The organism is Mesorhizobium sp. LNJC391B00 (assembly GCF_000502535.1).
Taxonomy (GTDB): Bacteria; Pseudomonadota; Alphaproteobacteria; order Rhizobiales; family Rhizobiaceae; genus Mesorhizobium.
On the sequence record NZ_AYWI01000004.1, the window covers coordinates 297,859 to 322,217 of the forward strand.

Consider the following 24,359-nt stretch of genomic DNA (forward strand, 5'->3'; position numbering starts at 1 on the left):
GTCGCCGCCGCCTATGACCCCGGCACGTCGTAGATCGCCCTGACTTCGACGGTGCCGATTTCAGCCAGCGGAATTTTGCCGGCGATCTCCAGCGCCTTGTCGAGAGTGTCGGCTTCGATCATGACGAAACCAAGCAACTGCTCCTTGGTTTCGGCAAACGGACCGTCAGTGATCAGCCGCTTGCCTTGGCGCCGCCGCACCGTCTTCGACGTCTTCACCGATTGCAGCGCCTGCGCGATGATCAGCTTGCCTTGCTGGTCCAATGACCGGTCATAGGCCATCGAATCGGCGTCGAGCTTGGCCAGACGCTCAGGCGTCATGGCATGGAGGTCCTTTTCCTCGCCGTAGACCAGACAGACATATTTCATTTCCAGCTCCCTTGCTGTGACGAACCATAGGTGATCACGGCGCCGGCGGCATCCTTGCCGGCAGCAGCGTGGTCGAGCACGCAGACCGCAATGCCGATCACGGCGACCGCAGCAAGCAGCCGGCCGAAGCCGGAAGGTCGCGAGCACTCGATCTCGTGTAGACGCGCGCTTTTGTCGGCGTCGTTCCAATGGGCAGAAAACAGATTGTTCATCTTGGATCTCCATCCGCCACGAGAATCCGTGGACGCTCGCAGGACGGCCGGCGCCGATGCAAGTCGACATTTTTGCACGCACATTTTTTCAGAAAAATTTGCAGGGCACGCCGGCGTCGCATCCGGCCGAAACAGCGCGGTGGTCTTCCCCTGCCGCCGCGCTATAGTTGGAGGGAACGCCGCGTGGCCGGCGCTGTCGCTGTAATCAAGGAGAATTCTATGGACCGTACCGCAAACGCCGTCTGGAAAGGCAATCTGAAGGAGGGCACGGGCACGCTCGACAGCCAGAGCGGCACCTTGAAGGGCACGCCCTATTCGTTCAAGGCTCGCTTCGAGGACGAGAGCGGCAAATCCGGCACCAATCCCGAAGAGTTAATCGCGGCGGCACACGCCGGATGCTACGCCATGCAGCTGTCGCATTTCCTGGCCGAGAACGGCACGCCCGCCACCGAGCTCGACGCCAAGGCGGTGGTGACGCTGGTCCCCGGCACCGGCATCACCGGCAGCGCCATCACCCTGATCGGCAAGGTACCGGGCATCGATGCGGCGAAGTTCAAGGAATTGGCCGAGAAGGCCAAGGCCGAATGCCCGGTTTCGAAGGCGCTCGGCGCCATCAAAGTGTCGCTCGACGCGAAACTGGGGTGATCCGCCGATTTTGCCCGGGGTAGCGATTCTTCGCGCCCCCCTCTGCCCTGCCGGGCATCTCCCGGGGAAATTGGAAGCTCGGTAGCTGGCACTCTTCTTTCGACGTTCGTAATTGGCGAAGGCCGGCGTGACATCTGATCTCCCCACTTGAGGGGGAGATGGCCGGCAGGCCAGAGGGGGTGCTGTCCCGCCGACGTCTCGGATACTATTGGGCGCCCAGCGCATCAAGCCGGGCGCGAAGGGCTACGACTTCCTGCTCCAGAGCCTCCAATCTCGCTTCCAGGTCGGAAGCAGGCAAGGCCGGCGCGCTCCGCTGCACCGATAACGCCGCGACGTCCACCGGTCCTGCGAGCAGATGCATAAAACGGTCCTCGCGCTGCCCCGGCCCGCGCGGTATTTCCTGGACGAGCGGCGGGCGGCGGCCGATCAGCATGTCGAGTTCGCCACGCAGGTCCTCGACGGACGAAAACCGCGCCATGCGCTCAGCTCGCGCCAGCAACTCATGCGCCGTCTGCGGCCCGCGCAGCAAAAGCAGGCCGATCACCGCGGTCTGCGGCGTGGTCAGCGAGAAGCGCTGCGCCATCTGATGCTCATAGCGCTCGACGCGCGAGCCGAACATCTGACGCACCAGCCCCTTCTGCTCGAGCAGCTTGAGAGTCCGATGCACCTCCGTCTGCTCCAGCGCCATGACAGGCTCGCGCGCCGTCTTCTGGTTGGCGGCTGCAAGTGCTGCATTCAGCGTCAGCGGATAGACATCCGGCGTCAGCTCCCTCTTCTCGATCAGGCAGCCGAGCACACGGGCTTCGACGGGATTGAGAATGGGAAGGTCATCGCTCATTGAAGTTCAGCCTCCCGGCGGTAAAATTCGGTTGCAAGGGCATGTTTGCGCGCTTGGCCGGCTTTGTCCCTGACGGGGCCGACTAGGTTCATTTCGTGGTGACCATAGCGGGCTTCGAGATAGCGCGCGATTGCGGTCGGGATGAGGCCCGAGACCCATCTCCCGCGTCCGGCTTTTGCGCTCGATCAGGCCGCGGATTTCGTCGCTGGCTTGAGCCGGTATCTCGGTCTGATCGAGGCATTCGCCAAGGTTCATCGGCGGCAGGCTGGCAAAGCCGCGCTGTTCCATCCAGTCGAGCGCCACGAGCGGGCGGATCAGATAGAACAGCTTCTTCAGCTTCACCTCGCCGGAGAAACTGCCGATCTTGGCGACATGCGAACGCGCAAGGCCGAGATAGTGGTGCGATACCTTCGCCGGATCGACGATCTCGGCCAGCAAATCGAGAAGGCGCTGGCGAAACCCCGAAACCTCCTCATAGACGATCGGCGACTTCGCCCATTCGACTATGACGGCATTGCCGCCAAGCGCCAGCAGCAACGCCTTGCGCAGATCCCAGCCGCCGGCATCGATCTCGCCTTCGATCGGAAACTCGATCACATCGCGCGCCTGCTGCAGCACGAGGTGATCGGTTACCGGTCTGATATAGACAAAGCGGCAGTCATAATCGCTGTCGGGAGACGGAAACCCCCAGGCGCGGCTGCCGCTTTCGATGGCAAACAGGATTTTTACAGGCTGGCTTCGCACCAGATCGAGGCGGGCGCGCAGCGCCGCGACGGCGTCCGGCGAAAAGTCGGCGGGTAGCGACGGCGTCAGACTCTGCGCTCCACCATCATCTTCTTGATCTCGGCAATCGCCTTGGCCGGGTTGAGCCCCTTCGGGCAGGTCTGGGCGCAGTTCATGATGGTGTGGCAGCGGTAGAGCCGGAACGGGTCTTCGAGATCGTCGAGCCGTTCGCCCGTGGCTTCGTCGCGGCTGTCGATCAGCCAGCGATAGGCCTGCAGCAGCGTCGCCGGGCCGAGATAGCGGTCGCCGTTCCACCAATAGCTCGGGCACGAGGTCGAGCAGCAGGCGCATAGGATGCACTCGTAGAGCCCGTCGAGCTTTTCGCGGTCCTCATGGCTCTGCAGCCATTCCTTGGCTGGCTCTGGCGACACTGTCTTCAGCCATGGCTGGATCGAGGCGTGCTGGGCGTAGAAATTGGTGAGGTCGGGCACCAGGTCCTTGACCACCTGCATATGCGGCAGCGGGTAGACTTTGACGGCGCCGGAAATGTCGTCGCAGCCCTTGGTGCAGGCCAGCGTGTTGGAGCCATCGATGTTCATGGCGCAGGAGCCGCAAATGCCTTCGCGGCAGGAGCGGCGCAACGCCAGCGTCGGGTCGATCTTGTTCTTGATCCAGAGCAGCGCATCGAGCACCATCGGCCCACAATCGTCCATGTCGACGAAATAGGTGTCGATGCGCGGGTTCTCGTCATCGTCGGGCGACCAGCGGTAGATGCGGTATTCCCGCAGGTTGGTGGCGCCCTCCGGCTTCGGCCAGGTCTTGCCCGGCTGCACCTTGGAGTTCTTGGGAAGCGTTAGTTCGACCATTACCTCTGGTCCTTTCGGATGACGGGCTTCGGCACCATGGTCAGTACACCCTGGCCTTCGGCGCGATCTTGGCAAGGCTGATGCCGCCGTCCTTTTCCGCCACCAGCGGCTCGGTGTGCACGGGACGATAGCTGAGGCTCACCTGGCCGTCCTCGCTTAGCCGAGCCAGCGTATGCTTGCGCCAGATAATGTCGTCTCGGGCCGAAAAATCTTCGCGCGCATGCGCGCCGCGGCTCTCCTTGCGCGCCTCGGCGCCGTAGACCGTGGTGATGGCGTTGGCCATCAGATTTTCCAGCTCCAGCGTCTCGACCAGGTCGGAATTCCAGATCATCGAGCGGTCGGAGACTTTCAGGTCCTTGAGCTCGGTCCATATCTGCGAAATGCGCTTGCAGCCGTTTTCGAGCGACTCCTGTGTGCGGAACACGGCGGCGTCTTCCTGCATCGCCTTCTGCATTTTCTCACGCAGAACAGCGGTTGGCGTCGAGCCATTGGCGTGGCGCAGCCGGTCGAAGCGGTCCATGATCTTTTCGACCGAGGCTTCGTTGGGCGAAGGGATCGCCGAATTACGGTCGATGACCTGGCCGGCGCGGATTGCGGCGGCGCGGCCGAACACCACCAGATCGATCAGCGAGTTCGAGCCCAGCCGGTTGGCGCCGTGCACGGAGGCACAGCCGGCCTCGCCGACCGCCATCAGCCCGGGTGACACCCGGTCAGGATTCTCGACCGTCGGGTTCAGCACCTCGCCCCAGTAATTGGTCGGCACGCCGCCCATATTGTAGTGCACCGTCGGCAGCACGGGGATCGGCTCCTTGGTCAGGTCGACGCCGGCGAAAATCCTGGCCGATTCCGAAATGCCCGGCAGCCGCTCATGCAGCACGGCCGGATCGAGATGGTCGAGATGCAGGAAGATATGGTCCTTGTTCTTGCCGACCCCGCGGCCTTCGCGGATCTCCAGCGTCATGCAACGCGAGACGACGTCGCGCGACGCCAGGTCCTTGGCCGACGGCGCGTAGCGCTCCATGAAGCGCTCGCCCTCGGAATTGACGAGATAGCCGCCCTCGCCGCGCGCGCCTTCGGTGATCAGGCAGCCGGCGCCGTAGATGCCGGTCGGATGAAACTGCACGAACTCCATATCCTGCAGCGGGAAGCCGGCCCGTGCCGCCATGCCGCCGCCGTCGCCTGTACAGGTGTGCGCCGACGTCGCCGAGAAATAGGCGCGGCCATATCCGCCGGTCGCCAGCACCACCATCTTGGCGGAGAAGCGATGGATGGTGCCGTCGTCGAGGTTCCAGGCGACGACGCCGGTGCAGGTGCCGTCCGGTTCCATGATCAGGTCGAGCGCAAAATACTCGATGAAGAACTGTGCATTGTTCTTCAGCGACTGGCCGTAGAGCGTGTGCAGGATGGCGTGACCGGTGCGGTCGGCGGCAGCACAGGTGCGCTGCACCGGCGGGCCGTCGCCATAATTCATCATGTGTCCGCCGAACGGCCGCTGGTAGATCTTGCCCTCTTCGGTGCGCGAGAACGGCACGCCGTAATGCTCGAGCTCGTAGACCGCCGCCGGTGCCTCGCGCACCAGATATTCCATGGCGTCGACGTCGCCCAGCCAGTCCGAACCCTTGACGGTGTCGTACATGTGCCACTGCCAGGAGTCCGGACCCATGTTGGACAGCGACGCGGCAATGCCGCCTTGTGCCGCCACCGTGTGCGAGCGGGTCGGGAACACTTTGGTGATGCAGGCCGTGCGCAGGCCCTGCTCGGCCATGCCGAGCGTGGCGCGCAGGCCGGCGCCGCCGGCGCCGACGACCACCACGTCGAACTTGTGGTCGACAAAGGTATAGCCGGTGGCCGATTTCGCGTCCTTGGCCAAATCAGCCTCCGAATGCCAGTTTGAGCAGGGCGAAGATCGAGGCGACGCCGACCGCTATGGTGAAAAACGTGCTGAGTGCGATCAGCGCCAGCTTCATGCCTTCGGCATGCACGTAATCCTCGATAATGACCTGCATGCCGACACGCATATGGGTGAGACCGGAAACGAGCACCAGCGCCAACACCAGCGCCACGAACGGACTGGCGAGCGCCGCCCGCACCTCGGCGAAGCCGGCGCCATTGAGCGCGATCAGGAACCCGACGAAGAACAGTATCAGCGGGATGTTGGCAATGGCCGTCAGCCGCTGTCGCCAGAAATGCCCGGTGCCTTCGCGGGCCGAGCCCAGACCGCGGACCTTGGCCAGCGGCGTGCGCATATCGTTGTTGTTCGTGCCGCTCATCACAAGGTTCCCCGCGCCATGTAGCCGGCGACCCAGATCAGCAGCGTGAGCAGGATGGAACCGGCGAGCGTCGCCCAGGCGATCTTCGATGCCGTGTTTTTCTCCAGCCCGGCGCCGGTGTCCCAGACGAGATGGCGCACGCCGCCCAGCATGTGGTGCATCAGCGCCCAGGTGTAGCCGAACAGGATGAGCCGGCCGAGCCAGGTGCCGAAGGCCCAGTTGATCCAATCGAAAGCGCCTTGCGAACTCGCCGCCGCCATCAGCCACGCGGCGACCAGCAGCGTGCCGAAATACAGCGCCCCGCCAGTGATGCGGTGAATGATCGACATCGTCATGGTGATCGGTGGGCGGTAAATCGTCAGGTGCGGCGAGAGCGGCCGTTCACGTCTGGCGGTTCGGGTGGCTGGTGATTTGCTCATGGCTGCCCCAGTTCGATGTCCGGAGCCGCGGTGGAAAGCGGCACTTACCGCCTCGATATATGACTTCAGACAGCCGGTTTCTAATGCTCTTTTTGCACCGCGTCAAAGCCGGAAAATCGTTTTGAAAACGTCATTTAGTCTGACAAAAGGCTGCTGTTTCGCTTCAATCGATTTGGCCACCGTCGAAAGCCAGCGCACCGTTCGCTGCAGTGCGGCATTTCCTTTGCAATCGACGCCAGGCTATCGTTTGCAGGTCTGTGGTGTCGAGCCCCTCTTCATCACCAGCGCCTCGCGCGCGTCGATCACGATTGCGTCATGCGACGCAGCTTCCTGGTAGCGGCTGGACTGGTTGGCGGGTGATGCGGCAAACTCCTCGGTCGTGCCATCGGGCCTGACAACGCGCAACGCCGTGCCGAGGTTCTGGATGGTGATCATGCCGCCATTGCCGCATCTGTAAGTTGCCGTGCCGACAGCAGACCGCGGCGCGGTAAGGTCGGTGACGATCTTGGCTGAAGGTGCGGCAGGCGCTGTCGGAGCCGTTGCGGAAGCCGGGGGCGCCACAGGTGCGGCGGACTGCTGAGCCGGCACGGGCGCGACAGTGGGTGGTACGGTATTCACCGCCGTCGGCGCGCCGTTCTGCGGCACGCAGGCTGCGGCAGTCAGCAAGGGGATCGACAACAGCGTCACCCGAAACGTCCGGCGTAACGCCATATGCTGTCCTCCTGCACGGCTAACTAGCCGCGATGTTCCACCAAGATCAAGCTCACCCGACGTCAGCGTAGTTGTGTGCGTCGCGGCCGATGGTGCGGGCAAGCATGGCCGAATGATGACGCCCGGGTTTCCATCCCGTCGGATATTAACCATGTTTGGCGAGAGATCGCCGCCGGATGCGCCTGCCCTCTTAACAAAGGTTAAGAAAAGGTTAATTTCCGATTCGATCGGGTCCACAGCAGAGAGGACACCATGCTTTCGAATTCAGGAAGAGCGCGCCTTGCGGCGCTTGTGCTGGCGACAGCCAGTCTCGGCTTCGCCGCCCCGGCAATGGCCTGGTCGCGCCATCATGACCGCGTCTATGCCGATTCCCTAGGCAATCTCGTCATCGACAGCGCCGCCGGCTACAAGCGCATCATTGCCGGCCAAGGCAGGCTGGCCAAGAAATTGTCCGACTACACCAGCGCCGGGCAGCCGGAAGCGGAACCGGAAGTCCTTTATGAAGACGAGGCGGATCACATCTCCAGGCGTGGCTGCTACCAGCCGCCGGTGTTCGTGAAGGGCCGCTCCTATATGTACGGCCTCTCCGACGGCGAAATGCCCAACCTCAGCCCTTGCCGCTGATGATCCGGCACGGCCGAGAGGCCGTTTAAGCGAGACGCTAACCGACGCTGCCTGTATCCGGGATGAACACCGTTTCCGCCCGCTCATAGGACAATCGCACGCTGTCGCGGCCGTTCTTCTTGGCCTTGTAGAGCGCTTCGTCGGCGCGCCGCATCAGCGGCTCCAGCCCTTCGTCGCCGGTGCGCGCCGCGACGCCGAAGCTCGCGGTCACCCTGGTGCCCGGCGGCAACCCGTCGACACTGCCGGCCGAATAGTGCGTGCGCACGGCTTCGGCAAACAGCCGCGCCGTGGCAAGATCGCTCAGCGACAGAAGCACAGCGAACTCCTCGCCGCCGATGCGGCCGGCAACCGCACGCGTGCCGGCGGCCGCGCGAAGCTTGGCGGCGAAGTCGGCGATCACCTGGTCGCCCGCGGCATGTCCGTATTTGTCGTTGAGCGCCTTGAAGTGATCGAGATCGGCCAGCACCAGCGCGACCGGCACCTTGGTAACAGCGCAATGCTGCAGCACCAGCAAGGCGCGCTCCTCGAAACCCCTGCGGTTGAGCAGGCCAGACAGCGGATCGGTGTGCGTCTCGGTCTTCAGCGCCTTCATCACGTCGAGCGCAGCTGCCGAGAACAGGCAGAGCGCGATCAGCAACGACAGCAGCGCGTGCGTCAAAAGCGCCGTCGTCCAGTAGGACGAGCCATAAAACCCGTCATAGCTGGTGAACGGCCCGTGCGAGATGACGACGAGCAGCGTGCGGCCGATGAAGTTCAGCCCGGACAGCAGCGACAGTACGAACAGGATTTTTTCCGTCGGGCCGTTCTTGCGCACGGCGCGCAGCTCGGCAGCGACCAGCAGGCTGAGGCCGCCAAAGCCTAAATTGATCGACAGGATGCGCCAAGTCAAGTCCGGCTGGACGAACAGGAACCAGCAGAATGCCACCATCCCGCCACCCGCCAGAATGCCGATCGCGATATAGGGCACGCGCCTGCCGTAGCGCGAGATGATCGCACCGACGAGGCAACAGGCGGCGAGCGTGAAGCAGAGGTTGGAGACCAGCTTGGTCAGCACCATGCCGCCGGGCAGCGTGAAATACTGCAGCAGGAAGCCGGGCGCGGACACGCAATAGCTCGTGCCGAGCACAGCCAGATAGGGCCGGTGGCGCTGATAGAACCACAGCACGAGGAACGCCGCGCCGAGCGCCAGCGCGATCGTCGGATTGAGCAGCGCTATGAACAGGCCGGTGTCCAAAGGACGGTGACTTCCCCGCTTGACGTCAGGGAAGACCTTAGAGCGCAAGCCCCAACAAGCGGTTAAGCCGGGACGAATATGCAAGTCGCCACTCATGAAGCTGGTGCACGGAACCGGGACCTGAGGCCGGCGTTTCCTGACAGCAATCAAGGAGAAGTTGTTCATGGCCGACACGATCACGCTGACCGATCACGAAGCAATTCGCTCATGGGCCGCAGGGCGCGCCGGATTTCCGGCGATCGTCGATGTATCGCCCGAAACCGGAACGCAGCCGTTGCTGAGGCTCGTCTTCGGCCAGCACGCCTATCAGGACCAGGATCAGCCCGAACGCCCGGTCAACGCAGGCGGCTACGAGCTGGTCGAATGGGACGAGTGGTTCAAGATCTTCGACGAGCGCGAACTGGCGCTGGTGGTCGCGACCGACGAACCCGGCAGCCGGGAGGAATTTCATGAAATCATCCGGCGTGCCGGCTAGGGCATAATACCCCAAGGGTCTTAGAGCGGCGCGCTTTAAACAAAACCCCGAACGGTTTTGCCGTTCGGGGTTTTGCATACGCTCAGATCAGGCTTGAACCAGTCTGCGCTATTTCCAGTCGCGGATGTCGACGAAATGGCCGGCGATCGCCGCCGCCGCCGCCATTGCCGGCGATACCAGATGGGTGCGGCCCTTGAAGCCCTGCCGGCCTTCGAAATTGCGGTTCGAGGTCGAGGCGCAGCGCTCATGCGGCTTCAGCCGGTCGTCGTTCATGGCCAGGCACATCGAGCAGCCCGGCTCGCGCCAGTCGAAACCGGCGGCCATGAAGATCTTGTCGAGACCCTCGGCCTCCGCCTGTTCCTTGACCAGACCGGAGCCCGGCACGATCATCGCATCGACATGCGCACTCACCGTCTTGCCTTCGACCACCTTGGCCACCGCACGCAGATCCTCGATGCGGCCATTGGTGCAGGAGCCGATGAAGACGCGGTCGAGCGTGATGTCGGTGATCTTCGTGCCCGGCGTCAGCCCCATATAGTCGAGCGCGCGGATCTTTGACGTCCGCTTGTTCTCGTCCGTGATCTCTTCCGGATCGGGAACGACGCCCTGCACCGAAACGACGTCCTCGGGCGAGGAACCCCAGGAGACGATCGGCGGCAGCTTGGCCGCGTCGAGCACGATCACCTTGTCGAAATGCGCGCCCTCGTCGGACTGCAGCGTCTTCCAGTATTCGAGCGCGGCGTCCCACGACGCGCCCTTCGGCGCGCGCGGCTTGCCCTTGACATAGGCGAAGGTGGTTTCGTCGGCCGCGATCAGGCCGGCGCGCGCGCCGCCCTCGATCGACATGTTGCAAATCGTCATGCGGCCTTCCATCGACAGCGCGCGGATCGCCTCGCCGGCATATTCGATGACATAGCCGGTGCCGCCGGCGGTGCCGATCTCGCCGATGATGGCCAAGATGATGTCCTTGGCGGTGACGCCTTCCGGCAACTGGCCATCGACACGCACCAGCATGTTCTTGGCCTTGCGCTGGATCAGCGTCTGGGTCGCCAGCACATGCTCGACCTCGGAGGTGCCGATGCCATGTGCCAATGCGCCGAAGGCGCCATGCGTCGAGGTGTGGCTGTCGCCGCAGACAATGGTCATGCCAGGCAGCGTGAAGCCCTGCTCCGGCCCGATGATGTGGACGATGCCCTGGCGGATATCGTTTTCGGAGTAATATTCGACGCCGAAATCCCTAGCGTTCTTGGCCAAGGCCTCGACCTGGATGCGGCTTTCCTCGTTCTTGATGCCGAACTTGCGCTCGGGCGAGGTCGAGACATTGTGATCGACCACGGCCAGCGTCTTTTCCGGATGCCGGACTTTTCTGCCGGTCATGCGCAGACCTTCGAAGGCCTGCGGGCTGGTCACTTCATGGACGAGATGGCGGTCGATGTAGAGCAGACAGGTGCCATCATCCTGGCGGTCGACGACATGGTCGTCGAAAATCTTGTCGTAGAGGGTGCGCGGTGCGCTCATGTGCGTAAATCCGTCGATTTGCAAAAAGGGGAAGGGCAGACGCGCGAAGCCTTCGGCGCGGCGAAAGCGGCTTAGCTAAGTCGGCTGGTGAGCGCGCCGGAAATGCGCGAAGAGAAACGCGACGGCAGGCGTTTTCTGTCCTGCAGCACGAAACCCTTATAGGCCGGATCGCCAAAAAGCTCTTCCATGGCGTGGCTCATACCAATGTTTTGGCTTTTCGGCAATTGCGGCGTGTTTTCGCTTCTCCCCTTGTGAGAGAAGGCGAAGAGGGCGGCGCTCAAAGCACCTCGAACACAAAAGTCTTCACCAGCGCGTCCGCCTCGGCGATCGCATAGCAGCGGAACCATGGGCTTTGCTCGGCCGGCCGCCATTTCCCGGCCCGCTCCAGCCCGTCGAACACGGCCTGGAAGCCGCCGCTGTCAAACACCTGGTCGCGCACGGTGAAGATGGCGTGGCCGCCTTTTCTGGTGATGCGGACAAGCTCGTGCAGGCCGGACGCCGGCGCATGGCCGATGGTGAACACGCCAGTCGAGAAGAAGGCGCGGAAATGCCCGTCCGGCCAGGGCAGCGGCCCGCCGAGCATTGCCTGCTTCAGATCGCCATAGGCATTGCGGCTGCCGGCGATCTTCAGCATGTCGTCGGAGAGGTCGAGCCCGGCAATGTCGTGATAACCCAGCGCCTTCAATGACGGGCCCGACAGGCCGGTGCCGCAGCCGGCGTCGAGCAGCGGTCCTTCGCCCACCTGCACATGGCGCGCCACCCAGGCGGTGATCAGGAACGGCAGCAGATAGCCTAGCGAAGCGGTTTCGCCGTCATAGGTCGCGGCCCAGTCCGCATAGGCCTTGGCCAGCCCTTCCGGCGTGTCGGCCGAATAGACGGTGCCCAGCGCCGCATTGGCCTTGTCGATCGTCATCGCATGCATCCTCCGGAATCCTGTCCCCCGCGATCGTAGCCGTGCCCGCGTCGGACTTCTATTCCTGCTGCGCCCGCCGCAGTCGCTGCTCCAGCCCCCGCAGCGCCAGCGACAGGCTGACGGTGAGGATGAGATAGATATAGGCGACGATGGAATAGGTCTCGAAGAAGCGGAACGAGCCGGCGGCGTAGATCTTGCCCATCTGGGTGATGTCGGCGACGCCGAGCACCGAGACCAGCGAGGAATCCTTGACCATGGCGACGAAGTCATTGCCGAGCGGCGGCAGGATGGTGCGGATCGCCTGTGGGAAGACGATCAGCCGGAAGCGCTGCGAGCGCGTCAGCCCGAGCGCCTTGGCAGCCTCGATCTGGCCTTTCTCGACCGACTGGATGCCGGCGCGAAAAACCTCGGAGATGAAGGCGGAATAACCGATGGTCAGCGCCATGATTGCACGCCACAACAGCGACACGTCGCGCACCAAAAGCTCGCCGAGATAGCCGGCGTTTTGCAGCGGTGCGGTCAGGGCATTCCACGCAGCTACGAAGGCCGGCGCGCCGGCGAAGGCGATCCAGAACAACAGCACCAGGATCGGCACGCCGCGGATGATCTCGACATAGAAACGAGCGATCTGCTTGAGCCAACGCGACCCCGACAGCCCCATCAGCGCAATGCCGAGCCCGGTGGCGGAAGCCAGCGCGAAGGCGACCACGGTGACAAGAATGGTGATGCCGATGCCTTTGGCGACGGTGGCAAAAACCTGGGCGTAGAGATCGCTGGCGGCAATGGAGAGCGCAGCGACGACGGCGAGCGCGATCGCGGCGGCAAGCCACCAGGGAAAATCGGGTTTGAGAGTCGAAGCGGGGGGCGTGGCCATCAGGGCGCTTCACCCTCCCCCTTGTGGGGAGGGTCGGCGAACAAGCTTTGCATCGCAAAGCTGGTGAGCCGGGGTGGGGGTCGTGACAAAGCGCCGGCGCTGGCACCCCCACCCCGCTCCGCTTCGCGGATCGACCCTCCCCACAAGGGGGAGGGTAAGGAGTCGGACATCACTGCCCCATCTTGTAGTCGAGAAACCACTTCTTGTTCAGCGCCTCGATCGTGCCGTCGGCCTTCAGCGCCGCGATCGCCGCGTTGACCGGCTTCACCAGGTCCGAGCCCTTCGGGAAGATGAAGCCAAAATCCTCGGTGCCGAGCGGGCCGCCGATCAGCTTGAGCTTGCCGCCGGAGGCATCGACATAGCCTTTGCCGGCGGTGCCGTCGGTCAGGACGACATCGACGTCGCCGGATTTCAGTGCCTGCACCGAAGCGCCGAAGGTCTCGAACTGCTTGATGCGCGGGTTCTGCTCATTGCCGTCGAGCACGCTGTAGACGGCGGTGTAGAACGGCGTCGTTCCGGCCTGCGCGCCGATCAACCCGTCCTTGAAGGCGGCGAAGGTCTTGGCGTCGGTGAAGCGGCTTTCATCGGCGCGCACCAGCATGAACTGCTCCGAACGCATATAGGGGTCGGAGAAATCGACCTTCTCCTTTCGGTCGTCCTTGATGGTGATGCCGGTCATGCCAATGTTGTACTGGTTGTCGGAAACCGCCTGGATCATCGCGTCCCAGGAGGTGTTCTGGTACTCCACCTTGAAGTTCAGCCGCTTGGCGATTTCGTCCATCGCGTCATACTCCCAGCCGATCTGCTTGCCGGTCTTGGCGTCGATGAACTGCAGCGGCGGATAGGCGTTTTCCGTCACCACCACGACCTTCTTGCCGCCGAGATCGGGCAGCGCATCGGCCGCCCATGCAGCGACGGGCGCGAGGAAACAGGCCGCGAGGGCGGCCAGCAGCAGCTTCGATTTGGTCATGACACGCTCCAGGATGAGAAGCCCGCTTGCAGCCGGGCTCGCATGAAAATCCAGGCGCGACTTTAGCCGTCCGCAGACGGCTTGCAAGCCGGTCCGGTGCTCAGCGTCCGGTGAAAGCGGATTCCAATGCCTTCAACCAACGCGGTTTTAGAACGCCCCGTGGTCGGAATTTATTCCGTGATTGCGCCGCCGGCAAACCAGGCCCCTCCTGGACACGGGAACCCGTCAGATGACGGATCAGGATGGTGACGTAGCCTCACGCAGCTTGGCGACAAATCCGGTCAAGGTCCGGTGCAGCGACTTCAGCTCCTCGACTTCCAGCGGCATGGCGCAGGCAAGGCCTGCGGATACGTCCTTGATGCGGGCGCGCAGCGCCTGGCCCTTGGCAGTCGGTTCGACCAGCACGCGGCGCTCGTCGGCCGGATCGCGACGGCGAGTGACGAGACCAGCCGCTTCCATCCGCTTGAGCAGAGGCGTCAATGTCGCCGAATCCAGCCCCAGCGCCTCGCCGAGTTCGCCGACCGTGCTCGGCGCATGCTGCCACAGCGCCAGCATCGCCAAATATTGCGGATAGGTCAGGCCGAGCGGGTCAAGCAGCGGCCGATAGAGCTTGGTCATCAGCCCGCTCGCCGAATAGAGCGCGAAGCAGAGCTGCTGGTCGAGGCGCGGAACGGCGATCCTCCCGGCGGTGTCCGCCGGGACTTCGCTGGCCCTGGTTTCGGTCTTCGTCGTCATGCTGCCTTTGCCGGAAGCGCCACGGTCGAAAGCGCCACCTCGACATTGCCTTTGATCGCATTGGAATAGGGGCAAATCTGATGCGCGGCCGATACAAGCGCTTCCGCCACCGCCTGATCAAGGCCTTTCGTCTCCGCGGCCAGTGCGACACCAAGTTTGAAGCCTTCACCATTGGGAAGCAGGCTGACGGTGGCGCTCACCGCCGCATCCTGCAGCGGCAGCTTCTGCTTGCGCGCGACGAAGCGGATGGCGCTTTCGAAGCAGGCGGCATAGCCGACCGCGAACAGCTGCTCGGGATTGGTGGCGCCACCCTGTCCGCCGAGCTCCTTCGGCAAAGCGAGGTCGACCTTCAGCAGGCCGTCGCTGGTCTCGCCGTGGCCGGCGCGGCCGCCGGTGACGCGAGCCTGTGTGGTGTAGAGTGCCATGTCAGTTCTCCATTTGGTTGTAAACGATTATTTAGTGTACAATGTAATTCGGGTCAACAGCCGTGGCCAAACTCTCGGCCGGCAATCGTTCACAGTCTGGTGAAACGAAAAAAGGCGGCCGAAGCCGCCTTTTCAAAATCCTTGGACCAGGTTTATTCGGCCGGGGTCGCTTCCGCCGCCTTTGCAGCCTCGTCGGCGGCCTTGGCGGCTTCGTCGGCGGCCTTCTTCTCGGCAGCTTCCTTGGCGGCCGTCTCGGCGGCCAGCGCCTGGGCAGCGGCAACCTTCTCAGCTTCGATGCGGGCCTTTTCGGCGTTCAGCGCGTCGCGCTCCTCATCGTTCAGCTTGCGGGCGCGCACGCCGGTATTTTCCGAAATACGGGCCGATTTGCCGCGACGGTCGCGCAAATAATAGAGCTTGGCGCGGCGCACCTTGCCGCGGCGCACGATCTCGACGCCCTCGACCATCGGCGAATAGACCGGGAACACGCGCTCGACGCCTTCGCCGTAGGAGATCTTGCGGACGGTGAAATTTTCCTGGAAGCCGGCGCCGGCGCGGGCGATGACGACGCCCTCATAGGCCTGGACGCGGGTGCGGGTGCCTTCGGTCACGCGGACCTGGACGCGCACGGTGTCGCCGGGCTGGAATTCGGGAAGCTTGCGCTTGGCTTCGATCTTGGCGGCCTGTTCGGCCTCGAGCTGACGGATGATATCCATGTCAGTAATCCACTTCTTGTTCTTCCGACAGTCAGAGCGTCCGACACTCGCCTTGCAGTTCCTATGACCGCTCGGCTATGCCTTTTGTCCAAAGACATCTTGTCTTCGAAACATTGGGCAGGGGCGACTACACCGTCATTGTTGACGGGTCCGGGAGATTTTTCTCGCCAGTACGGGCGGGCACATACAGCTATTTCGAGGCTTTGTCACGCCTTGGCCCTGTCTTTTTTGGTCGCATGCCACCACGCAATCGTCCAGTGCGGGGTTGCGCCGACCCTTCAAGCTTCCTAATCCGGGGGCAGCACTCTTGTCCGGCGGCCTCACAATGTCTGTTTTCGACGCAGTCCTGCTCTTCCTCGCGGGTTTTCTGTCAGGCGCCGTCAACGCCGTTGCCGGCGGCGGCACCTTCATCACCTTCGGCGCCATGACGCTGGCCGGCCTGCCGCCGATCGTCGCCAACGCCACCTCTTCGGTGACGCAGTTTCCCGGCTACATCACCTCGACGCTGGCTTACTGGACCGACATCAAGCATTTCTGGCGCGGCGCGCTGCTGCTCTGTCTGATCTCGGCTTTGGGTGCGCTGGCCGGTGCGCTCATCCTGCTGGCGCTCTCCAACCCGTCGTTCCGCGCCTTGGTGCCGTGGCTGCTGCTGGCCGCAACCGCCTTGTTCGCCGCCGGGCCGTGGCTGAAACCGGCGCCGAAGCCTGGGCATGAAGCCACGGTCGGCTCGCTGGCCGGTTCGCTGGCACAGTTCGCCACCGCCATCTATGGCGGCTTCTTCGGCGCCGGCATGGGCGTGATGATGCTGGCGACGCTCGGCCTGACGCAAGCCGGCGACTATCACCGGCTGAACGCGCTGAAGAACATGCTGGCCGTGGTCATCGCCGCCGTTGCCATACTGGTCTTCGTTTCCGGCGGCGTTGTTGCCTGGCCTCAGGCAATCATCATGATCCCCGGCGGCGCGCTCGGCGGCTATGCCGGCGTATGGATCGCCAAGCGCGTGCCGCAAAACGCAGTACGCGGCTTCGTCATCGCCGTCGGCCTGTTTCTCGCCGTCTACTATTTTGCCAAGGGCTGAGCGGCGAGCAAATCCGGCCGGCGCTCCCTGGTCAGCTTCTCGGACTCCGCACGCCGCCAGGCGGCGATCTTCTTGTGGTTGCCGGAGACCAGCACGTCGGGGATCGGCCTGCCCTCGAACTCCTGTGGCCGCGTGTAATGCGGGTGTTCGAGCAGGCCGTTCTCGAAACTTTCTTCCTCGCCCGACACCGCATTGCCCATGACACCGGGCAACAGCCGCACAACGGCGTCGAGCAGCACAAGCGCCGCCGGCTCGCCGCCCGACAGGATGAAATCGCCGATGGAGACCTCTTCCAGTCCACGCGCCTCGATCAGCCGCTGGTCGACGCCCTCGAACCGGCCGCAAACGATGACGGCGCCTGGCCCGCCAGCCAGTTCGCGCACGCGCGCCTGCGTCAGCGGCTTTCCACGCGGGCTCATCAGCAAACGCGGCCGCGGATCGCCCGCCGGCGACGTGTGGTCGATCGCCTTGGCCAGCACATCGGCGCGCATCACCATGCCGGCGCCACCGCCGGCCGGCGTGTCGTCGACGGTGTGATGGCGATCGCTGGCGAAGGTGCGGATCTGGATAGCTTCCACCGACCATGTCCCGACTTCGAGCGCCCGTCCGGCCAGCGACAGGCCTAGCCCGCCCGGAAACATCTCGGGATAGAGCGTCAGCACCGACGCCTTGAACGTCACCGGTTGCCTCCGGCTTCGCGCGGCCCGCGCGGTCGGCCCTTCGCGTCGAAATCTTCTTCGCGCGGCACGTCGCCATCCTCATCCTCGACAAGGCCGGCGGCTGCCGGGTCGACGCGGAGAAAACCTTCGGCGATCGAAACCTGAGGCACGGCGGCCTGGGTGAACGGGATCAGCACGCCTTTGCGCACGCCGAGGGTAACGTCGAGAATGTCGCCGCCGCCGAAATTATGCACCGCCACCACCTTGCCGATGACCGCGTCCTTATCGTCGCGGACTTCAAGTCCGACGAGATCGGCGTGGTAGAATTCGTCCTCCTCGCCATCGTCGGGCAGCATCGAGCGGTCGACGAACAGCTCGGTTCCGGCCAGCGCCTCGGCGGCGTTGCGGTCGGCAATGCCCTTGAAGCGCACCACCACGACGGTGTTGGCGGGCCTGATGTCGATGATCTGGAAGGCGCGGCCGTCCTTGGCATAGAGCGGCCCATAATCGGCCAGCGCCATCGGCTCGCCGGTGAAAGTCTTCACCCGCAATTCGCCCTTGATGCCGTGGGCGGCGCCGATCACGGCCATTTGCACGGGGTTCTGGGGCTTCGACATGGCTGATATCCTTTGCCCTGCTCTAGCGCCCTACCGGCGTCATTTCAATGATCGCCCGTGGCCATTTCAATGACAGGTTCTTCACCGCTTCCTAACCCGGCTGCCTGACAATGGCGGCATGCAGGAATTTCTCATCCCGGCAAAACCCGACCTCCAGGCAGCGCGCGAAAGCTGGCTGAAGATGCTGGCGCGCGAGCGCCGGCTGGCGCCGGCGACCGTCGAAGCCTATGAGCGCGACACGCGCCAGTTCCTGCATTTCCTCACAGGGCATTGCGGCGGCTCGCCTGGTCTTTCCGACATCGCCACTCTGCGCCCGGCCGATCTGCGCGGCTTTCTTGCCGCGCGGCGCAACGCCGGCGCTGGCGCCCGCACGCTCGGACGCGGCCTCGCCGGCATCCGCTCGCTGCTGCGCTTCCTCGAACGGCGCGGTCTCGCCAATGCCGCCGGTGCCGCTGCGTTGCGCGCGCCGCGCCAGCCGAAATCGCTGCCCAAGCCGCTGACCGCCAGCGATGCCAAACATGTCGTGTCGGTGGAAGGCCAGCTGGCTGAAGAGCCCTGGATCGCCGCCCGCAACGCCGCCGTGCTGACGCTGCTTTATGGATCGGGCCTGCGCATTTCCGAAGCGCTGGGCCTCAGCGCCGCCGACCTGGCATCGGAAGCCGACACCGTGCTGCGCGTCACCGGCAAGGGTGGCAAGACACGGCTGGTGCCGGTGCTGCCGGTGGCGCTCAGGGCAATCGCCGAATACCGAAAACTGTGTCCCTACCATCTCGATCCCAAGGGCCTGCTGTTTCGCGGCGCCCGCGGCGGGCCGCTCAACCCGGCCATCGTCCAGCGCGACATGGCCAGGCTGCGCTCGGCGCTGAACCTGCCCGACACCGCGACGCCGCACGCGTTGCGCCATTCCTTCGCCACCCATCTGCTCGGGCGCGGCGGCGACCTGCGCACCATCCAGGAACTGCTCGGCCACGCCAGCCTGTCAACGACGCAGGTCTATACCGGCGTCGACACCGCAAGACTGCTCGAGATTTACGAATCCGCCCATCCCCGCGCGTGACACTGTATAAGTCCAGGACAATTTCCCCACGCCGGTTAACCGTTTCGCCGCTTTTCAGTCCTAGAACCGCACCATGAAACGCGACCTTGCCATCGCCGACCGCGCCGCCCTTGTGTCGCTGAAGCTGCTCGTCGCGCTCAACGCCCTGTTTTTCCTGTCTTTCCTCATCGTGCTGCTGCTTGCCATGGGCAGGGCGCATGCCGAAGCCCCGGCCTGCGCCGGCGCCGATCTGCTGTCGGCCCTGCAGAAGGAAGACCCCGCCACCTATTCCAGGATCGAGACGGAAGCAGCAGCGACGCTGAACGGCAAGGGCTTGTTGTGGAAGCTGGAGAAATCAGGCGAAAAGCCATCCTTCCTGTTCGGCACCATGCACATGACCGACCCGCGCGTGACCACTCTGCCGCCGGCAGCCAGGAAAGCCTATGACGCCGCCGGCACCATCATCATCGAGACCACCGACGTGCTCGACAAGCAGAAGATGATCGAGGCCATGCTCAAGGAACCCGAGCTGATGATGTTCACCGACAACACGACGTTGTCGTCGCTGTTGTCGCCGGAGGATGCGGCAGTGGTGAACAAAGGGCTCGATGCGCGCGGCATTCCGCCGGCGAGCGTCTCCAAGATGAAGCCGTGGCTGCTGTCGGCCATGGTCGCGCTGCCGGTCTGTGAGGTCGCCCGTCAGGCAGGCGGCGCACCGGTTCTCGACGTCAAGCTGGCGCAGGACGCCAAGGCCTTGGGGAAGCCGGTGGAAGGGTTGGAGACCGCTGCCAGCCAGCTGCACGCCATGGCCTCGCTGCCGATTGCGTTCCACCTCAAAGGGCTGGTCGAGACCCTGAAGCTCGGCGACAAGATAAACGACATCAACGAAACCATGATCGTGCTTTACCAGCGCGGCGACACCGGCACCTTCTGGCCGCTGTTGCGTTCGATCTCGCCCGACGAAGACGACGACGCAGGTTACGCCGAATTCGACCGGACGATGATCACCGGCCGCAACAAGGTCATGGCCGACCATGCCGCACCGATCCTGGCCAAGGGCAATGCCTTCATGGCCGTCGGCGCCATGCATCTTCCCGGCCCCGAAGGCCTGGTCGAGGATTTTCGCAAGGCCGGCTATACCGTCACCGCCGTCGACTGAGCAGCGCCCGTCTTGAATACCGAATCACGTAAGCCCGGCTCTGTGCGGTGCGCAACTGATTCGCAAAGCGGAGGCGGTTGGCCCTATTTTTGGCGGAAAAGGCCAGCTAAGCTCGTTCTACCTCGTTCGTGATTGATTTTGCGGGGGAAATACAGGCCAACAAGCGGTTGCGAATCAGAATTTTCCTGCGTTCGTCAATTTGAAGGCCTAGTATGAACCCGTTCAACGGTTGCGCGTTGAGGGGTGTTGATTGATGCTTTTCATCCACGGAGGACACTTTTATGGCGAACCCTAACGATCCAGCGCCCAGGTCGGGTGGTGGCAGCGGCTGGCTGATTGCGCTGGTCGTCGTCATCCTTGCGATTGTCGCGTACTATGTTTTCGGCAGAAGCGGCGAACATCCTGCGCCCGCAGAGCCGCCGGCAGCCAGCACACCGGCGCCCGCACCTGCACCGGCTGAGCCGATGAAGCCCGCCGAACCGGCTCCCGCACCAGCCCCTGCGCCCGCACCGGCTCCTGCGCCAGCTCCGGCACCCGCGCCTGCTCCGGCGCCGAGCCCGTAATCTGGCCAACTGATCTGGCATCTTGATTCCAGCCAAGAACGGCCCGCTGAAAAGCGGGCCGTTTTGTTTGGGGCACCTATCGGCGAGCGTCGCGATTCTTCACCGCCCCCTCTGTCCTGCCGGACATCTCCCCCTCGAGAGGGGAGATCGGCAGTTCACGAACAGCGCCAGGTTAGAAACGTGAGAAACTTGAAAGCTCGCGACGCGGCGGTGAAGTCCAATCTCCCCCTTGAGGGGGAGATGGCCGGCAGGCCAGAGGGGGGTGCTGTCCCTCCAGCGTTTCCTTAAATATGGATCGGCTTGAAGAACGTCGCCAGCGCTGCTTCCTTCACCGCTTCCGACATTGTCGGATGCGCGTGGCAGGTGCGGGCGAGGTCTTCGGAAGAGCCGCCGAACTCCATCAGCACCGCCGCCTCATGGATCATCTCGCCTGCGCCGAAGCCGACAATGTGGACGCCGAGCACGCGGTCGCTGGCTTTGTCGGCGAGGATCTTCACGAAGCCGTCCGTGTGCAGCATGGCGCGCGCGCGGCCGTTGGCGGTGAACGGGAATTTGCCCATCCTGTAGTCGATGCCGGCCTTCCTCAGCTCTTCCTCTGTCTTGCCGACCGAAGCGATTTCCGGGCTGGTGTAGACGACGCTCGGAATGACGTCGTAATTCACGTGGCCGGCCTGGCCGGCAATGGTCTCGGCCACCGCCACGCCTTCATCCTCGGCCTTGTGCGCCAGCATCGGCCCGGCGATGACGTCGCCAATGGCGTAGATGCCGGCCACGTTGGTCCTGAGATGCCCGTCGGTCTTGACCCGGCCGCGCTCGTCGACCTCGACGCCGGCTTCTTTCAACCCGAGGCTGTCGGAATAGGCCCGGCGTCCGGTCGAGATCAGCACCGCGTCGGCCTCGATGGTCTCGGCCGCACCACCCTTGACCGGCTCGAAGGTAACGGCGGCGCCCTTTTTGGCCTTGGTCACCCCTGTCACCTTGGCGCCGAGCTTGAACTCGAAACCCTGCTTGGAAAGCAGGCGCTGGAACTGCTTGGAGACCTCGCCGTCCATGCCGCCCAGGATGGTGTCGAGGAATTCGACCACGGTGACCTTGGCGCCGAGCCGTGCCCAGACCGAGCCGAGCTCCAGACCGATGACCCCACCGCCGACCACCACCAGATGTCCCGGCACTTTCTCCAGCGACAGCGCGCCGGTCGACGATACGATCACCTTCTCGTCGATGTCGACCTTGACGCCGGGAATGCCGGCGACATCGGAGCCCGTGGCGATAACGATGTTTTTCGTCTCGATCTCCTCGACCTTGCCATCCTCAGCCGACACCGACACCTTGCCGGCCGCGACCACCTTCCCGGTGCCGCGAAACGAGTCGATCTTGTTCTTCTTGAACAGGAAGGCGACGCCATTGACGTTGGCCGAAACGGTCGCGTCCTTGTGCGCCATCATCTTCTTCAGATTGAGTTTCGGCGCCGGTATCTCGACACCCAGCGCATCGAAGGAATGGCCGGCCTCGGCGAACATCTCCGAGGCATAAAGCAGCGCCTTGGATGGGATGCAGCCGATGTTCAGGCAGGTGCCGCCGAAAGTGGCGTTCTTCTCGACCACCGCGACATTGAGCCCGAGTTGTGCCGCCTTGATGGCACAGACATAGCCGCCCGGTCCCGACCCGATGATAACGACATCATAAGCCATGTTCGTTTCCCTTAGCTTGGGGCTCAGCGGCCGCCGCTTACATTCAGGATTGCGCCCGTCGTGTAGGACGCTTCATCCGACAAAAGATAGAGAACGGCATGCGCGACTTCATCCGCCGTGCCGGCTCGTTTCATCGGCAGCATGTCGCGGAACCGCTCGACCCGGTCCGGCTGGCCGCCCGAAGCGTGGATCTCGGTGTCGATGATGCCCGGCCGTATCGCGTTGACGCGCACGCCTTCGGTCGCGACTTCGCGCGCCAGGCCGAGCGTAAAAGTGTCGATCGCCGCCTTGGACGCTGCATAGTCGACATATTCGCCGGGCGAGCTGTGTAGCGACGCCGCGGACGAGATGTTGACGATGGCGCCGCCCTGGCCGCCATGCTTGCTCGACATGCGTTTGACCGCTTCGCGCGCGCACAGGAACGAGCCGATGACGTTGATGCGCATCATGCGCTCCAGCCGCGCCAGGCTCATCTCATCGACGCGCGCCTTGACGTCGACGACGCCGGCATTGTTGACCAGCGCGTCGAGCCGGCCATAGGCGCGATCGACGGCTTCGAACATGGCGACGATGTCGGCTTCGACGCCGACGTCGCCCTTGACGGCAAATGCCTCGCCACCCGCCGCCTCGATTTCGTCGACCAGCGCCTTGGCGGCAGCCTCGTTCGAGGCATAGTTGACCGCGACCCGGTAGCGCGCCTTTGCCGCAAGCCGGCAGGTGGCCGCGCCAATGCCACGACTGCCGCCGGTGACCAGAAGCACCTTCTTGGACGCGCTCATTCCTGGCAACCTTTCAGCAGAAACACGTCCCATGGCAGTTTTGAGAAACCGTTCGGGCCGAAGGCCGTCGACATCTGCAGCGACGGCCCGAGATCGGGGAAGATCAGGCTCTGCGGCGCGTCCGTGCCTTCCGCCGCCAGGAGCGCGATGTTGCCCTTGTCGTCGGCGCTGTAGATGACGCCATGCCAGACCGTGCAGGCGGCAAGCTCGTCACCGGTGACGTCGCCGGTCGGGCATTTGTACATCAGCGACCCTTGCGGTCGCGAAACACCGGATGTCCACATGACAATGCCGTCGAGAACGATGCCCTTGTCGAGCACCATCTTGAACGAGTTGGTGACGGTGACCGCATCCGTCGTCGGCCGGAAATCAATGCCGGCCTCGCTTTCGGCATCGCCATAGACAGCAAGCGCCAGCGGGCAGGCGGCATGCGCCTCGTAACCCGCTGCGAGAACAGCCAGCCCGGCCATAAATCCGATCATTGGCGAAGCGATGTTTGTCATGAATTGCTCGGGCTGCTCTCGCGGCCGTCGGCGTTTTCGAGCACCTCGAAATCGGTCATCAAGACCAGCGGCTCGCCGGCCGCATCCAGTCCCCAGAAGGAATAATAGTTCCCATCACCGAAGCCAGTGTCGAACATGGCTATATTAAGCGGATTTCCATCAACCGGATTATCCATGCGGAACTTGTCGAACGAGCATGCAACGTCAGCAAGATAGCTGTCGAGTTCCTCCTGCTCGGACATCAGCGTCAGAACCGACTTGTCCATGAACGAAGCAACATTGTCATCGACAATAAATCCAGACTTCCAGGACGATGTGCCGACGTCGCGGACGAAGGCAGCCAACTCCCACCGCACCGGCAAGCCAGTGCCAAACCGCAATACCGCTGCAGCAACACGGCCTTGCGCCTCAAGCAACGTGACTGGATAGCATCCCGGCCTGACCTTACGGCTAAACACAGGCCGTTCCAGCCCGGTAATCAGTGGATCGCAAGCGATGATTTCGCCGGTCGGTAGCTCAAGCTCACCGATCGCGGTGACGATGATCTTCCGCTCCGCCATTTCGGCTTCGCTGAGAGCGAAGACACCGAGATTGCTGCTCGCCGGCGCCGAATCCCATTCAGTCGAGGTCGCCGGCGGAGAGATGGCGGCGGAAGCCGCCGGCCGGGAACGCCTCAATACGCTACCCGCTACTCGACCCAGCTTGAACCCAAACCGCGCCAGCCAGCCGCTCATGACGGAT

The 24,359-nt window shown here is 63.7% G+C and carries 29 protein-coding genes; 6 read left to right on the forward strand and 23 right to left on the reverse strand.

Annotation, left to right across the window (positions count from 1 at the left end; genetic code table 11):
• Positions 1-11: 11 nt before the first annotated feature.
• Together X750_RS152440 and X750_RS152435 are read right to left on the reverse strand one after the other, a co-directional pair.
• Positions 12-368: a YciI family protein gene (locus X750_RS152440; protein ID WP_023698373.1), complete on the reverse strand. Its 357-nt coding sequence runs from the start codon at positions 366-368 to the stop codon at positions 12-14.
• Positions 365-580 (reverse strand): hypothetical protein, encoded by a 216-nt coding sequence (locus X750_RS152435; protein WP_023698372.1) that lies wholly within the window; start codon positions 578-580, stop codon positions 365-367. The genes X750_RS152440 and X750_RS152435 overlap by 4 nt, the downstream gene beginning before the upstream one ends.
• A 219-nt stretch (positions 581-799) precedes the next feature.
• On the opposite strand from X750_RS152435, the gene X750_RS152430 reads away from it, so the two are divergent.
• Positions 800-1,225 (forward strand): OsmC family protein, encoded by a 426-nt coding sequence (locus X750_RS152430; protein ID WP_023670508.1) that lies wholly within the window; start codon positions 800-802, stop codon positions 1,223-1,225.
• Between the two features lie 205 nt (positions 1,226-1,430).
• Here the strand turns inward: X750_RS152430 and X750_RS152425 are convergent, their stop codons facing one another.
• The 7 genes from X750_RS152425 to X750_RS152400 form a co-directional block, all read right to left on the reverse strand.
• A complete protein-coding gene (locus X750_RS152425) occupies positions 1,431-2,063 on the reverse strand; it encodes a DUF480 domain-containing protein (RefSeq protein ID WP_023708761.1) in 633 nt (210 codons plus the stop codon).
• 6 nt (positions 2,064-2,069) lie between these two features.
• Positions 2,070-2,807, reverse strand: a complete 738-nt coding sequence (locus tag X750_RS0132630; RefSeq protein ID WP_023706720.1) for a nucleotidyltransferase domain-containing protein — start codon at positions 2,805-2,807, stop codon at positions 2,070-2,072.
• Positions 2,808-2,872: 65 nt separating this feature from the next.
• Entirely contained in the window at positions 2,873-3,652 is a 780-nt protein-coding gene (locus X750_RS152420; protein ID WP_023670510.1) for a succinate dehydrogenase iron-sulfur subunit, read from the reverse strand.
• Between the two features lie 40 nt (positions 3,653-3,692).
• On the reverse strand, positions 3,693-5,522 hold the full coding sequence (gene sdhA / locus X750_RS152415) for a succinate dehydrogenase flavoprotein subunit (RefSeq protein ID WP_023706721.1): 1,830 nt from the start codon (positions 5,520-5,522) through the stop codon (positions 3,693-3,695).
• Between the two features lies 1 nt (position 5,523).
• Entirely contained in the window at positions 5,524-5,922 is a 399-nt protein-coding gene (gene sdhD / locus X750_RS152410; RefSeq protein WP_023683885.1) for a succinate dehydrogenase, hydrophobic membrane anchor protein, read from the reverse strand.
• Positions 5,922-6,341 (reverse strand): succinate dehydrogenase, cytochrome b556 subunit, encoded by a 420-nt coding sequence (gene sdhC / locus X750_RS152405; protein WP_023747372.1) that lies wholly within the window; start codon positions 6,339-6,341, stop codon positions 5,922-5,924. The genes sdhD and sdhC overlap by 1 nt, the downstream gene beginning before the upstream one ends.
• Positions 6,342-6,581: 240 nt before the next feature.
• Complete coding sequence (locus tag X750_RS152400; RefSeq protein WP_023709350.1) at positions 6,582-7,052, reverse strand: hypothetical protein; 471 nt, start codon at positions 7,050-7,052, stop codon at positions 6,582-6,584.
• A 252-nt stretch (positions 7,053-7,304) separates the two neighbouring features.
• Here X750_RS152400 and X750_RS152395 point away from each other — a divergent pair, with 252 nt between their 5' ends.
• The gene (locus X750_RS152395) at positions 7,305-7,676 is read left to right on the forward strand and encodes a hypothetical protein (protein ID WP_023708760.1); all 372 of its coding nucleotides are present in this window, start codon (positions 7,305-7,307) and stop codon (positions 7,674-7,676) included.
• Positions 7,677-7,713: 37 nt separating this feature from the next.
• On the opposite strand, the gene X750_RS152390 is transcribed toward X750_RS152395, so the two are convergent.
• The gene (locus X750_RS152390; protein ID WP_023747373.1) at positions 7,714-8,910 is read right to left on the reverse strand and encodes a GGDEF domain-containing protein; all 1,197 of its coding nucleotides are present in this window, start codon (positions 8,908-8,910) and stop codon (positions 7,714-7,716) included.
• A gap of 163 nt (positions 8,911-9,073) precedes the next feature.
• Here X750_RS152390 and X750_RS152385 point away from each other — a divergent pair, with 163 nt between their 5' ends.
• The gene (locus X750_RS152385) at positions 9,074-9,385 is read left to right on the forward strand and encodes a hypothetical protein (RefSeq protein ID WP_023706723.1); all 312 of its coding nucleotides are present in this window, start codon (positions 9,074-9,076) and stop codon (positions 9,383-9,385) included.
• Between the two features lie 108 nt (positions 9,386-9,493).
• Here X750_RS152385 and leuC read toward each other — a convergent pair whose 3' ends face one another.
• From leuC to rplS, 7 genes are all read right to left on the reverse strand, one after another.
• Positions 9,494-10,903, reverse strand: coding sequence for a 3-isopropylmalate dehydratase large subunit (gene leuC, locus X750_RS152380; protein WP_023747374.1), 1,410 nt, complete (start codon positions 10,901-10,903; stop codon positions 9,494-9,496).
• Positions 10,904-11,180: 277 nt separating this feature from the next.
• Positions 11,181-11,816: a class I SAM-dependent methyltransferase gene (locus tag X750_RS152375; protein ID WP_023747375.1), complete on the reverse strand. Its 636-nt coding sequence runs from the start codon at positions 11,814-11,816 to the stop codon at positions 11,181-11,183.
• Between the two features lie 58 nt (positions 11,817-11,874).
• Positions 11,875-12,690, reverse strand: a complete 816-nt coding sequence (locus tag X750_RS152370; RefSeq protein ID WP_023747376.1) for an amino acid ABC transporter permease — start codon at positions 12,688-12,690, stop codon at positions 11,875-11,877.
• A 169-nt stretch (positions 12,691-12,859) separates the two neighbouring features.
• Entirely contained in the window at positions 12,860-13,660 is an 801-nt protein-coding gene (locus X750_RS152365; protein ID WP_023687705.1) for a transporter substrate-binding domain-containing protein, read from the reverse strand.
• 237 nt (positions 13,661-13,897) lie between these two features.
• Entirely contained in the window at positions 13,898-14,395 is a 498-nt protein-coding gene (locus X750_RS152360) for a MarR family transcriptional regulator (protein ID WP_023683877.1), read from the reverse strand.
• The gene (locus X750_RS152355) at positions 14,392-14,820 is read right to left on the reverse strand and encodes an organic hydroperoxide resistance protein (protein ID WP_023706727.1); all 429 of its coding nucleotides are present in this window, start codon (positions 14,818-14,820) and stop codon (positions 14,392-14,394) included. The genes X750_RS152360 and X750_RS152355 overlap by 4 nt, the downstream gene beginning before the upstream one ends.
• Before the next feature lie 152 nt (positions 14,821-14,972).
• Complete coding sequence (gene rplS / locus X750_RS152350) at positions 14,973-15,533, reverse strand: 50S ribosomal protein L19 (protein WP_023747377.1); 561 nt, start codon at positions 15,531-15,533, stop codon at positions 14,973-14,975.
• Between the two features lie 325 nt (positions 15,534-15,858).
• Here rplS and X750_RS152345 point away from each other — a divergent pair, with 325 nt between their 5' ends.
• Positions 15,859-16,611: a sulfite exporter TauE/SafE family protein gene (locus X750_RS152345; protein WP_023706728.1), complete on the forward strand. Its 753-nt coding sequence runs from the start codon at positions 15,859-15,861 to the stop codon at positions 16,609-16,611.
• On the opposite strand, the gene trmD is transcribed toward X750_RS152345, so the two are convergent.
• A complete protein-coding gene (gene trmD / locus X750_RS152340) occupies positions 16,593-17,291 on the reverse strand; it encodes a tRNA (guanosine(37)-N1)-methyltransferase TrmD (RefSeq protein WP_023747378.1) in 699 nt (232 codons plus the stop codon). The two genes, X750_RS152345 and trmD, sit on opposite strands and share 19 nt — an antisense overlap.
• Positions 17,288-17,887 (reverse strand): ribosome maturation factor RimM, encoded by a 600-nt coding sequence (gene rimM, locus X750_RS152335; protein WP_023747379.1) that lies wholly within the window; start codon positions 17,885-17,887, stop codon positions 17,288-17,290. Before rimM ends, trmD begins: the two co-directional genes overlap by 4 nt.
• 118 nt (positions 17,888-18,005) lie before the next feature.
• On the opposite strand from rimM, the gene X750_RS152330 reads away from it, so the two are divergent.
• Complete coding sequence (locus tag X750_RS152330; RefSeq protein ID WP_023747380.1) at positions 18,006-18,944, forward strand: tyrosine recombinase XerC; 939 nt, start codon at positions 18,006-18,008, stop codon at positions 18,942-18,944.
• Positions 18,945-19,017: 73 nt separating this feature from the next.
• Positions 19,018-20,082: a TraB/GumN family protein gene (locus X750_RS152325; protein ID WP_023747381.1), complete on the forward strand. Its 1,065-nt coding sequence runs from the start codon at positions 19,018-19,020 to the stop codon at positions 20,080-20,082.
• 847 nt (positions 20,083-20,929) lie between these two features.
• Here the strand turns inward: X750_RS152325 and lpdA are convergent.
• The 4 genes from lpdA to X750_RS152305 are packed head-to-tail and all read right to left on the reverse strand — an operon-like array spanning position 20,930 to position 24,352.
• Positions 20,930-22,336 carry a dihydrolipoyl dehydrogenase gene (gene lpdA, locus X750_RS152320; protein WP_023747382.1) on the reverse strand — a complete coding sequence of 469 codons (1,407 nt, stop codon included), beginning with the start codon at positions 22,334-22,336 and terminating at the stop codon, positions 20,930-20,932.
• Between the two features lie 23 nt (positions 22,337-22,359).
• Positions 22,360-23,115 (reverse strand): SDR family oxidoreductase, encoded by a 756-nt coding sequence (locus X750_RS152315; RefSeq protein WP_023683871.1) that lies wholly within the window; start codon positions 23,113-23,115, stop codon positions 22,360-22,362.
• Complete coding sequence (locus X750_RS152310) at positions 23,112-23,618, reverse strand: hypothetical protein (RefSeq protein ID WP_023736766.1); 507 nt, start codon at positions 23,616-23,618, stop codon at positions 23,112-23,114. The genes X750_RS152315 and X750_RS152310 overlap by 4 nt, the downstream gene beginning before the upstream one ends.
• On the reverse strand, positions 23,615-24,352 hold the full coding sequence (locus X750_RS152305) for a DUF4241 domain-containing protein (protein ID WP_050485860.1): 738 nt from the start codon (positions 24,350-24,352) through the stop codon (positions 23,615-23,617). The genes X750_RS152310 and X750_RS152305 overlap by 4 nt, the downstream gene beginning before the upstream one ends.
• Positions 24,353-24,359 lie beyond the last annotated feature (7 nt).